Source organism: Rhizobium sp. WSM1274 (genome assembly GCF_025200775.1).
Taxonomy (GTDB): Bacteria; Pseudomonadota; Alphaproteobacteria; order Rhizobiales; family Rhizobiaceae; genus Rhizobium; species Rhizobium leguminosarum_I.
Window position 1 is genome coordinate 93,423 of record NZ_CP104142.1, and the last position, 10,781, is coordinate 104,203.

At 62.8% G+C, this 10,781-nt stretch carries 9 protein-coding genes; 3 read left to right on the forward strand and 6 right to left on the reverse strand.

Annotated elements, in window-relative coordinates; translation table 11 throughout:
* Positions 1 to 48: 48 nt before the first annotated feature.
* The 4 genes from N2600_RS33630 to N2600_RS33645 form a co-directional block, all read right to left on the reverse strand.
* Complete coding sequence (locus N2600_RS33630; protein ID WP_260299916.1) at positions 49 to 1,740, reverse strand: amino acid ABC transporter ATP-binding/permease protein; 1,692 nt, start codon at positions 1,738 to 1,740, stop codon at positions 49 to 51.
* Positions 1,737 to 3,470, reverse strand: coding sequence for a thiol reductant ABC exporter subunit CydD (gene cydD, locus N2600_RS33635; RefSeq protein ID WP_260299917.1), 1,734 nt, complete (start codon positions 3,468 to 3,470; stop codon positions 1,737 to 1,739). Before cydD ends, N2600_RS33630 begins: the two co-directional genes overlap by 4 nt.
* A 4-nt stretch (positions 3,471 to 3,474) precedes the next feature.
* Entirely contained in the window at positions 3,475 to 4,053 is a 579-nt protein-coding gene (locus tag N2600_RS33640) for a GbsR/MarR family transcriptional regulator (RefSeq protein WP_026154685.1), read from the reverse strand.
* 290 nt (positions 4,054 to 4,343) lie between these two features.
* The gene (locus tag N2600_RS33645) at positions 4,344 to 4,943 is read right to left on the reverse strand and encodes a HupE/UreJ family protein (protein ID WP_222281197.1); all 600 of its coding nucleotides are present in this window, start codon (positions 4,941 to 4,943) and stop codon (positions 4,344 to 4,346) included.
* Positions 4,944 to 5,221: 278 nt separating this feature from the next.
* Here N2600_RS33645 and N2600_RS33650 point away from each other — a divergent pair, with 278 nt between their 5' ends.
* Positions 5,222 to 6,253 carry a hydroxyacid dehydrogenase gene (locus tag N2600_RS33650; RefSeq protein ID WP_260299918.1) on the forward strand — a complete coding sequence of 344 codons (1,032 nt, stop codon included), beginning with the start codon at positions 5,222 to 5,224 and terminating at the stop codon, positions 6,251 to 6,253.
* Positions 6,254 to 6,278: 25 nt separating this feature from the next.
* Here N2600_RS33650 and N2600_RS33655 read toward each other — a convergent pair whose 3' ends face one another.
* Positions 6,279 to 7,274, reverse strand: a complete 996-nt coding sequence (locus tag N2600_RS33655) for a Tim44 domain-containing protein (protein WP_222386050.1) — start codon at positions 7,272 to 7,274, stop codon at positions 6,279 to 6,281.
* A gap of 84 nt (positions 7,275 to 7,358) precedes the next feature.
* Positions 7,359 to 7,817, reverse strand: coding sequence for a YbaK/EbsC family protein (locus N2600_RS33660; RefSeq protein WP_260299919.1), 459 nt, complete (start codon positions 7,815 to 7,817; stop codon positions 7,359 to 7,361).
* A gap of 249 nt (positions 7,818 to 8,066) precedes the next feature.
* Between N2600_RS33660 and N2600_RS33665 the strand changes: the two genes are divergently transcribed.
* Together N2600_RS33665 and N2600_RS33670 are read left to right on the forward strand one after the other, a co-directional pair.
* Entirely contained in the window at positions 8,067 to 9,413 is a 1,347-nt protein-coding gene (locus tag N2600_RS33665) for an extracellular solute-binding protein (RefSeq protein WP_170278435.1), read from the forward strand.
* A 66-nt stretch (positions 9,414 to 9,479) separates the two neighbouring features.
* Positions 9,480 to 10,781: a carbohydrate ABC transporter permease gene (locus tag N2600_RS33670; protein WP_260299920.1), complete on the forward strand. Its 1,302-nt coding sequence runs from the start codon at positions 9,480 to 9,482 to the stop codon at positions 10,779 to 10,781.

A 10,781-nucleotide genomic window follows, 5' to 3' on the forward strand; every position in this document is an offset into this window, starting at 1 on the left:
TACAAGCGTTCCTCAGCGCCGACGGCGCGTGAGGGCATGCGGTCTCGCTCAGTCCGGCCGAAGCCGGTCGAGCGCCTTTTCGAACGCCGCCTCTCCGCGGCGCGAAATTTCTGTGATGCGACCGCCTTCGATGACGGCGATGCGGTCGGCGATCGCGGCCTCCCGGCGGATATGCGTGGCGATCACCAGCGAGCGGCCCGCCGCCATTGCCGACAGCCGGATGAGCACGTCACGGGCAGTGGCGCAATCGAGGCCCTCGGTCGGCTCATCGAGCAGCCAGAGCGGCGTGTCGCGCAAGAAGAGCCGGGCAAGCGCCAGCCGGCGCGACTGGCCACCGGAAAGGCCAAGACCACCTTCGCCGAGCGGGGTATCGATCCCCCGCGGCATGGCCTCGATATCGGCAAGCAGGCCGGCGGCAGTGAGCGCTTCGCGAAGACGGACCTCGTTCGCATCCGGGTTCGCAAGGAGCAGGTTGCCGCGCAGGCTGTCCTCGAAGAGTTCCGTTCGTTGTGTCAGCAGCGTCGCCGCCATCGCGGCAACACTTCCCGTCCTTGCCGGCAATTCACCGGAAAGGAGGGTAAGCAGGCTCGACTTGCCGGCGCCGCTGCTACCGATGACGGCGAGGCATTGGCCCGGTTGAAGGGTGAGTTCGATATCCTCGAGCGCCGGCACAGCGGAGTTTTCATGGAAGGCTGACACCTTCGCCAGCGAAAAAACGCATCCCGGCACCGGCACCGCCAATGGTTCGGGTGCTGCCGCGGTGGCAAGCCGCGGCGCGATGCGCTTTGCCGCAAGCAACGTCCTGCCGAGTTCCAGGGCACCACGGCGGAGCGCCGCGAAGGGTTCGACTGCCGCAAAGGCGACGAGCAAGCCGAGTGCGGCGACAGGAGCGGTAATCACCTTCGTTTCCGCAAGTGCCGCAACGGCAAGCAGCGATGCCGTCAGCAGCAGGGTCGAGACAAGGCCGAAGCCGAATGTCAGGCCGGTTTCGACACGGTTCAGCCGGTCGTCGGCACGGCCAGAGTAGGCGTCAGCCGCAGCGATGGTGCTTGTCTGCGCGGCAAGGCGACCGGCCATCAGCAGATCGGTCTGGCCGGCAACGAGATCGATCGTCCGCGACCGCAGCGCCTCAATGCCATGGGCACGTCGGCGGGCATGTTTGCGCGCCGCCCGCCCGGCGATGATAGGCAGGCCGAGGCCGGCACCGGCGAGAAAAAGGCCGAAGCACAGGCCGAACAGGGGATGCATCAGCCCCAGCACGACGCTTGCCGCCAGGGCTGCACCGATCGCCACCGCAGCCGGCACGAGGATGCGCAGGTAGAGGGAATCGAGCGCATCGATATCGGCCGTCAGCCGAAAAAGCAGCTTTGCGGGACGATGCAACAGGGTGCGAGCCGCACCCGGTTCGGCAAAGCCGCGAAACAGCCGTTCGCGCAGGGCGGCGAGCACGCTGAGCGTTGCGTCATGGGTCGCAAGCCTTTCGCCGTAGCGCGCGGCCGTACGGATGATGGCGAGCAGGCGAATGCCGGCTGAGGGCGCAAAGACGTCGAAGGTAATGGCCGCAGCGGCCGAAAGGCCGGCGAGCGAGGTGGCTGTGATGAACCAGCCGGACAGGCCAAGCAGGGCGATGCCGGCGGTTACCGTCGCTGCCGAAAGTGCTGCGCCGAGCAGCAGCGCACGCCGGCGCTCGGCAAGGAACAGACGCAGGATCGGCTTGAGATCTGCGGCAAATCCGCTCATTCGGCGGCCTCCCTCATAAAGATGTCGGCATCGATGCGCATGGCGCGATGCATGCGGGCAGCAAGCAGCGGATCGTGGGTCGCAACGAGCAAAGTGCGGCCCCTGGCGAGCGAAAGCAGACTGTCGGTCACCTCGGCGGCGGTGGCTGCGTCGAGATGCGCAGTCGGCTCGTCGGCCAGGATAATTCGGAGATGCGGATTGCAGGCCGCCCGCGCGATCGCAAGCCGCAGCGCCTCGCCGCCGGAAAGCCCGATCCCGCCTTCGCCGATCGGCCGGTTGCCATAGGCGGCGGCGACTTTTCCGAGCCTGGCGGCGTCGAGCGCATCCGTCACGCCGCTGCGCAGGAGACCGGGCCTGCCTAGCGCGATATTGCCGCCGATGGTGCCAGCAAAAATATACGGCCTTTGGCCGACCCATGCCATGCTGGCGCGCAGGGCGTGGGCGCTGTCATCCGCAAGTTCGATGTCGCCGATGACGATGCGGCCAGCGGTGCAGGGCGCCAGTCCTGAAATCAGCGAAAGAAGCGTCGACTTGCCGGAACCGCTGGTGCCAAGAAGTGCCAGATGTTCGCCGGCCGCGATATCGAGGTTGAAATCGTCGAGGATCAACGGCTCAGTGGCGGCGTAGCGGAAATCGACATTCTCAAGACGGATGGCCGGCGCTTCGACGGCAGAGACCGCTGGCGCGATGTCGACTGCTCCTCGAATGGACAGGCCGCCGGCAGCGAGGGTGTCCAGGGCCTTCAGCGCCGCTTCGCCGGCCGCCCGATCGTGCCAGACAGCCGAGAGTTCGCGCAGGGGCTCGAAGAAGGCCGGTGCGAGCAGCAGGATGAACAGTCCCTCGGTCAGGTCGAGCCGACCTACCCAAGTGCCGAAGCGGATCTCGCCGAGCAGGCTGAAGCCGACATAGACGGCAATCATCGCCACGCCGAGCGCGGCGAAAAGCTCAAGCACCGCCGAGGACAGAAAGGCGATCTTCAGCACCGCCATGGTGCGCACACGCAGCGACTCCGCCTCCGACCGCAGGCGCAGTGCCGTTCCATCCACCGCGTCGAGCGCACGGATTGTCGCCAGTCCGCGCAGCCGATCGAGCAGGAAGCCGTTGAGGCCGCCGGTCGCGACGAGTTGCCTTTCGCTGGCCGCCTGCGCGCGCCAGCCGATCAGCGCCATGAAGATGGGGATCAGCGGCGCGGCAAACAGCAGAACCAGCGCGGCGATCCAGGAGACCGGCAGGATGAAGGCAAGGATGATGAGCGGCACGAGGCTCGCCTTCATGCGTGCCGGCTGGAAACGGGCGAGGTAAGGCACGATCAGTTCGGCCTGTTCGCCAAGCACGCTTGCGGCTTTGCCGGAGGCAGATCGGTCGCGATCGACCGGCGACGACACGGAAAGCGCCATGGCGGCGATCTGCCGCCTGCGGCTGAGTTCGGTGCGGGCGGCTTGAAAAGCCAGGCGGCCGCCAGCCGCATCGAGGCAGCTTCTTGCAAATCCGAGGGCGAGGATACCGAGGGCGGGCCAGAGAACGTCATGCAATCCGCCGCCATCGGCGATGCGGCCGAGCGAGACGGCCAGCAAGCCGGCTTGCGGAATCCAGAAGGCGGCGGCCAGCGCCTGCAGCATCGCCGCCCTGCGCAGCCCGCTTTTCGCTGTGTCACGGCCGGGCGAAACGGCACCACCATCCCGGGGCCGAGCCTCTGATCTGTCTCTTGCGTCGAAAAAAGCAGTGCCCATGGCGCTAACTCTTGTTCGCAGGATTCGGCCGGCGGCTGCGGCCGAGTGAAACCACCCGGTCCTTGGCCTCCAGAAGCTTCGTCACTTTCGCGCCCAAAGAGAGTAGCGTTGCAAGCCTTTCTGTTTCAAGTTGTTTTACATCTTCATACCAATGCGTCAGCTGCTCGATCAGCGTGTGCATCTCACCCATGCGCTCCTGCGCATAGCGCTCGGCGTCGCTGGCCGGCCGCTGCATCAGGATTTCGCGTAAGACAGACAGCGTCGGATCGACTTCGCGCTTCTTCCGTTCCTCTGCGAGCGTCCGCAAAATGTGCCAAACATCATCAGGCGTGGTGAAGAAATCGCGGCGATCGTCAGGCTTGTGTTTCAGGATGACGAGGTTCCAGGCCTGCAACTCGCGCAGGCTCATCGACACATTCGAGCGTGAGATGCCGAGAGAATCGGCGATCTCCTCGGCACAGACGGGTGCTGGCGAAACGAAGAGCAGGGCATAGATCTGACCGACCGTGCGGTTGATTCCCCAGCGCGATCCCATTTCGCCGAAATGGAGAACGAAGGACTGGACGAGAGGCGGAAGGTTCATGGTCGTTTCCGTTGCGTCTGTGATTTCAGAAATTTCTGAAATCACTATACTGACCTTCGTGTTCCTCCGGCAATCGGCAAGGCTGGCCTGCGTCAATTTGGATGTTCCTTCGTTGATCCTTGGCTAGATGTAGCCGGACGCGACGTGGCTGAATTTGACTTGGATCAAATCCGTAGCGCTTTGCAGCGACGACGCAAAAACGCCCGGCGATGCGTTACGCATGCCGGGCGTTCTGTCGGATTGAGATATCTAGGCCGCCGCCTGGTTTTTGTTCAGAAATGCCGTCAGGCTCAGATCAAGCCGGCCAGAAGGCCGATACCTGATATGGTGGCAATGCTACCGGCCGTGCGCGTCACGAAAACGCCCTGACGTTCACCGGCGCGGCCGATGACGTAACCAAGCGCAAGGCCGGCGAGGTGCAGCAGTGCGGTTGCGATCATAAAGCCGGCGGCATAGGCGGCGCCGGCGGCATTTTCCGGCATTTCGGCGCCATGTGCGTGACCGTGGAAGATGGCGAAGACGCCGATGACACCAAGTGCTGCGGCCAGCGGCGCCTTGACGTTGAGCGCGACGACGGCGCCGAGGACGACGACGGAAAACGCGATGCCGATTTCAACGAAGGGAACAGCAATGCCGGCAACGCCGAGGGCACCGCCGAGCGCCATCACTAGGACGAAGGTCGTCGGCACGAGCCATGTGGCGCGGCCACCGTGCTGAAATGCGAAAACACCGACCATCACCATGGCAAGGACGTGATCGAGGCCAGACATCGGATGGGCAAAGCCATGGCTGAAGCCGGCAGCCTCGCCGATCGCGGGGTGGGCGGAGGCGACCGCTGGAAGCGCTGCGGCAGCCAAGGCAAGCAGGCCGCTCTTGATTGCTGATTTCATTGCTCATTCCCCTCGTGAATTTTCGAATATCCCGCGGCCGCCGAACACAGACATGGTTCCAGGTCGCACAGATCACGCTAGTTCAAAGAATTGGCGCCGTCAACGAAAACTCCATGGAATACCAAGCCAATTCAAGTGCTTATCTGATGGGCAGATGCCGCTTTCGATAGCTCCTCTCAGCGCCCAGCGACTCAAGATCGAACTGGAAACCGTTCTCCACAGGGTTTATCAGTCGTCCAGCGGAGACGGTGCAAATCGCTGCGATGGAGGAGACACCCATGACGAAGACCGAACGGCCGCTGGCGATCAGCGCGCCCGAGCCGCGCACGCTCGATCTGATTTTCAGCGACAAGGCGCGCGCCGAACTGCATGCGAAATACGAGATCGTCGAGGCCGATCCCGAGAATGTCGCCGGACTCGGCGACGAGATCCTCGGAAGCGCGCGCTACATCATCGGCCAGCCGCCGCTTTCGGCCGAAACGCTGGCCAGAATGCCGGCCTTGCGCTCGATCCTCAACGTCGAAAGCAATCTTCTCAACAACATGCCTTACGAGGTGCTCTTCCAGCGCGGCATCCATGTCGTTACCACAGGGCAGGTCTTTGCCGAGCCGGTCGCCGAAATCGGCCTCGGTTTCGCGCTGGCTCTAGCGCGCGGCATCGTCGACGCGGATGTCGCTTTCCGCCATGGCACGGAACTCTGGGGCGGCGAGGGGAATGCAAGCGCGCGGCTGATCGCCGGCTCCGAGATCGGCATCGTCGGCTTCGGCGATCTCGGCAAAGCGCTGCGCCGGGTTCTGTCCGGCTTCAGGGCGCGCATCCGGGTGTTCGATCCCTGGCTGCCGCGCTCGATCATCGAGGAAAACGGCGTCGAGTCGGCAAGCCTTCAGGACGTCCTGACGAAGAGCGATTTCGTCTTCGTCGCCGCCGCCGTCACCAGCGAAAACAGCAAATTTCTCGGCACCGAGGCCTTCGCCAGCATGCGCCGGGGCGCCGCCTTCATCCTGCTCAGCCGCGCCGATGTCGTCGATTTTGATGCGCTGATGGCGGCCGTCTCGTCAGGCCATATCGTGGCGGCGAGCGATGTCTACCCTGAAGAACCGTTGCCGCCCGGCCATCCGGTGCGCAATCTGAAGGGCTTCCTCCGCTCGGCGCATCGGGCCGGTGCGCTCGACAGCGCCTTCAAGAAGATGGGCGACATGGTGCTCGAAGATATGGACCTGATGGACCGCGGCCTGCCGCCAATGCGCTGCAAGCGGGCGGAGCGCGAAACGGTTTCCCGCATGCGCTCCAAGCCGGTCGTGGTGAATTAAGGGAAGGCCAATTTGGCGCACCGCGCTAGGCGGCGCGCTGCTCGGTGCCCTGGATGGCGGCGAGCTTCCAGTCGGCGCCCGGCTTGCGCACAAAGGTCCACACCTCGGTGCTTTCGCTCGGGCGGCGGTCGTCGCCTGAAACGACTCGGCCGCTTTCGCGTTCGACCATGGCATCGATCGAGGAATAACGCATGGCAAGGGTTGCATATTCCTGGCCATCTTCGCGCCAAGCTTCGGCAATATCGCCCTGCAGCAGCTTGACGTCGGAGACGCGGTTGCGCACTCCGTTGGTGGCGTTTTCGCCGAGTTCCTCGGCAAGATAGGACATCGCTTCGGGCGTCGTCAGCCTGCGCAGCGTGCCGTAATCCTCGGCGCCGTAAGCGGTCTGCACTTGGGTCAGCAGTTCCTCGAACTTGTCGAGATCGGTCTTCGCCAATCCGATCTCGTCGCTAGAGCGGTTGCCGCGCGAGGACTGGAGGGAACCAGCACCCGAACCGATCGCCGGGATCTGGAAAGACGAATTGTTGGCGGGCGACATGCTATAGGACTGGCTCTGGCCGCCAACGCCGTAGGAAGGCTGGCGGCGGTTGGCGAAATAACGCATGGCGAGCATGACGGCGCCGCCGATCAATGCGATCTGCAGCAACATGCCGAGGAAGCCGAAGCCGCCGCCGAAACCGTGGCCGAGCAGCATGCCGAGAAGGCCACCGGCAATCAGGCCGCCGATCATCGAGCGGCCGAAGCCGCCGAAGAAACCGGGGCGCTGAGCGCCGAAAGGCTGCTGAGCGGTAGCAGGTGCCGTCGTCTGCGGACGCGGCGTCATCGACCTTTCGATCGGCGCTGTGGGGGCAGGTGCGGTGCGGGTGACAGGCGGCGCCTGAAAGGTGCGCGTGCCGCGGCTTCCGAAACCGAAGCTGCCGGCGCGGCGCGCCTCGGCATCGTCGAGGGAAGCAAAAACGGTGGCGCTCGTCAGTGCGGCAATTGCCGCGATCTTGGCAAAACGCGAAACGGCACTCGGCATTCCTGATCTCCTGTCATGCACAATCACGGCATGTCGGGACCTAATATAGGTAGTCTTTCCCCCGTGTGAAGTTCTTCGGCTGCGTTACTGGCAGACGTCGACCCAACTGGCGCCGGTCAGCTCGGCCAACCGCCCAGTTTTGATCCGCACGGCCGAGTTCGTCGAGCCGGCCGCCGGCACGACTTCATCGAAGCGTTTCAGCGAGATGTCGCAATAGATGGGCAGCGGCGAAGGCAGGCCGAAGGGGCAGACGCCGCCGACCGGATGGCTGGTGATCGCCACGACCTCTTCGGCGCCGAGCATGCGCCCCTTGGCGCCAAAGGTGTCCTTGAATTTGCGATTGTCGAGCCTTGCCGTACCGCCGGCTACGACCAGCATCATCTGCTCGCCGACGCGCAGGCAAATCGTCTTGGCGATCTGCGCGGGTTCGACGCCATGGGCTTCGGCGGCAAGCGCCACCGTCGAGGAGCTTCCGGGGGTTTCGATGATTTCGAGATCGGGTGCATGGGCGCCGAGGAAGGCGCGGACGGATTCAAGGCTCATAGTTCGGATGCTAGACCAGGAAACACGCAATTTGAAGCATAAAAGACGCCTGTCGAAAACCGCCGCTTGCAACTCGCGCGGACATCGTCATAATAATTTTGCACACGTGCTCAATTTTGTCATTCGGCCGTTACGTTCAACCCCTAGAGCGGGATACGCCACGTTTTCGTGGGGTTTTCGGAGCGGTCATCATCAGCAGTGCTGACCCGTCAAGAGGCCTCACACTGCTCTTCTAGGGAGACGAAGAAGATGACCATTTTGCCGACACTGAAATCGCTTGCCGTCGCAGCCGCCATCCTGGCCTCGACCTCCGCAATTGCACTCGCCAAGGACGTTCACATTAGCGTCTGGGCCGGCGGCACCGGCCCGAACGACGTCTATCGCCTCGACGCCATCGAGATCGCAGCCCAGCAGCTGCAGCGCGAAGCTGCTCTCAAGGGCGAAGACCTGAAGATCACCGTCGAGAAGAAGCCCTATTCGGCCTGGGAGGACTTCAAGCAGGCGCTGACCCTTGCCGCCGAAGCCAAGACCGCCCCGAATATCGTCGTCAGCGGCCATGAAGACATCGCGCCCTGGTCGCAGGCGGGCCTCATCGTTCCGATCGAAGATTATGTCGATCTCGACTCATGGCCGCTCAGCGACATCTATGAAAACCTGTTGAAGATCGCGTCCTATAACGGCACCGTCTACGGCATCCCGCAGGATGCTGAATCCCGCCCGATGTTCTTCTGGAAGCCTTACATGAAGGCGATCGGTTACAGCGATGCCGATCTGGATGCGCTGCCGCAGAACGTCCAGGACGGCAAGTACACCATGAAGAACCTGCTCGAAGACGCCAAGAAGATGCAGGACAAGGGCCTCGTCCAGGCCGGCTACGGTTTTTATCCGCGTACCAGCAACGGCCCTGATTACTGGCAGTTCTACACCAGCTTCGGCGGCACGATGGAAGAAGGCGGCAAGCTCGTTTTCGATAAGGCGGCGATGACCCGCACCTATCAGTTCTTTGCCGATGCCGTGAAGGCAGGCGTCACCAAGAAGAACCACATCGGCATGCCGGGCGACCAGTGGTGGAAGGAAGTCGCCACCGGCAAGGCCGGCATTTGGGACGGCGGCACATGGCACTATGCCCGCCTCGTGAACCAGGAAGGCCTGAAGGACTTCTTCGGCAACGTGATCTTCACGCTGATCCCCGCCGGCGAAGGCGGCAAGGCCAATACGCTGACTCATCCGCTCGTCTACCTGCTGACCGCAGGTCACGACCAGGAAGATACCGAGATTGCCGCCCAGCTGATCAAGATTGCCTCCGAGCCGCGCACCAACGCGCTGCATGCAGTCAAATCAGCCCATCTCGGCATCTCCAAGTCGGAATCGACGGTCGACTTCTACTCGGCCGACCGCTGGACACGTGAAGCCACCGAGCGCCTGCTGCCGCATGCCAATGCGATGCCCAACAATTCCGATTTCGGCAAATATTGGAACATCATGTGGAAGAACCTCGAAGCATCCTGGACCGGCGCCAAGACCGTAGACGCCGCGGTCAGTGATGCAGAGAGCGAGCTGAAGAGTACACTCGGCGACAAGATCGTCATCCGCTAAGATCGAAGCACTCTGTCGGGCGGCGGCAACACTGCCGCCCGGTCGGTCCGCGATGAGGGGGCTTCCATGAAATCGTCCAGAACGCTCGGACTGGTGATGATCGCGCCTGCCGCGATCATGATCATCCTCTTCTTCCTGATGCCGGTCGTTCTGACGGCGGTCTTTTCGATGACCAGCATGACGACGGCGACGGGTATTTCCGGCGGTGTCTACCAGATCGCGCCCAACTCCCTGATCGCGCTGAAATCGGCATTACCAGACATTGCCGCCGAAATGGCCGAACCGCGCTACACGATCGATGAAACGGGCCTCAAAGCCGTCGAGGCTCTCGGACTTGCGCCTGGGATTGCCACGGAGTTGCGCGCCAAACATGCAGGTGAGGTGTTCACGGTGCGCCGCGACGTCGAGCGCATGATCAAGGATCTTGCCGAGAGACCTTCGACACGCGAGGTCAAGCAGATCTCCGAACAGTTCAACCGCTCCGTCCTCAACACCCGCTTCGACAGCAAGGAGCAGCTCTTTTCGGCACTGGACAGTCTGGGATTCAAGCTGACACCGGAACAGAAGGAAACCGTCGCCAGGGTCACCTATACCGGCTGGACCTGGACCACCGACAATTTCTCGCGCATGACCACCTCACCCGACATGGCGCGCGTGCTCTTCAATACCGTGCTCTACGTCGCGCTGGTGCTAATGCTGTTCAATGTCGGCTATGCGCTGCTGCTCGCCATCCTGACGCATTACATGCGGCCGACGCCTGCCTCGATCTTCCGCGGCATTTGGCTCCTGCCGCGCATCACCCCCGTCGTCATCTACGTCATGCTATGGAAGTGGCTTGCCTGGGACACGGGCTTCATTTCGATCCTGATGGGCAAGTTCGGCTATCCGCCGAAGAACTATCTGCTCGACAACGCCTATAACGCCTGGTTCTTCGTCGTGCTGATCAACGGCTTCATCGGCGCCTCGATGGGCATGCTGGTCTTCTCCTCGGCGATGAAGGCCATTCCGAAGAGCCAATTCTATGCGAGCGAGGTCGATGGCGCCTCGCGCTGGCAGCAGATCCGCTACATTGTCCTGCCGCAGATGCGTTGGCCGATCCTGTTTGTCACCTGCTACCAGACCTTGTCGCTGCTTGCCTCCTTCAATGAAATCTTGCTTGCCACCAATGGCGGACCGGGCAATGCAACCGAGGTCTGGGCGCTCTCCGCCTATCACACGGCGCTCAGAAACTATGCCGGCAATCTCGAATACGGGTTGGGTGCGGCCATGGCATTGGTGCTCGTCGTCATCGGCGTGATGCTGTCGCTGCTCTATCTGCGCGTCTTCAACTACGGCACTCTTGTCGCCAAGCCCTTGATCGAGGATTGA

Bases quoted from the DNA above. Each gene is read 5' to 3' on its own strand.
- N2600_RS33670 (WP_260299920.1), top strand. From the start codon at position 9,480: ATGAAATCGTCCAGAACGCTCGGACTGGTGATGATCGCGCCTGCCGCG.
- N2600_RS33640 (WP_026154685.1), bottom strand. From the start codon at position 4,053: ATGAACCTTCCGCCTCTCGTCCAGTCCTTCGTTCTCCATTTCGGCGAA.
- N2600_RS33650 (WP_260299918.1), top strand. From the start codon at position 5,222: ATGACGAAGACCGAACGGCCGCTGGCGATCAGCGCGCCCGAGCCGCGC.
- N2600_RS33655 (WP_222386050.1), bottom strand. From the start codon at position 7,274: ATGCCGAGTGCCGTTTCGCGTTTTGCCAAGATCGCGGCAATTGCCGCA.
- N2600_RS33645 (WP_222281197.1), bottom strand. From the start codon at position 4,943: ATGAAATCAGCAATCAAGAGCGGCCTGCTTGCCTTGGCTGCCGCAGCG.
- N2600_RS33665 (WP_170278435.1), top strand. From the start codon at position 8,067: ATGACCATTTTGCCGACACTGAAATCGCTTGCCGTCGCAGCCGCCATC.
- N2600_RS33630 (WP_260299916.1), bottom strand. From the start codon at position 1,740: ATGAGCGGATTTGCCGCAGATCTCAAGCCGATCCTGCGTCTGTTCCTT.
- N2600_RS33660 (WP_260299919.1), bottom strand. From the start codon at position 7,817: ATGAGCCTTGAATCCGTCCGCGCCTTCCTCGGCGCCCATGCACCCGAT.
- cydD (WP_260299917.1), bottom strand. From the start codon at position 3,470: ATGGGCACTGCTTTTTTCGACGCAAGAGACAGATCAGAGGCTCGGCCC.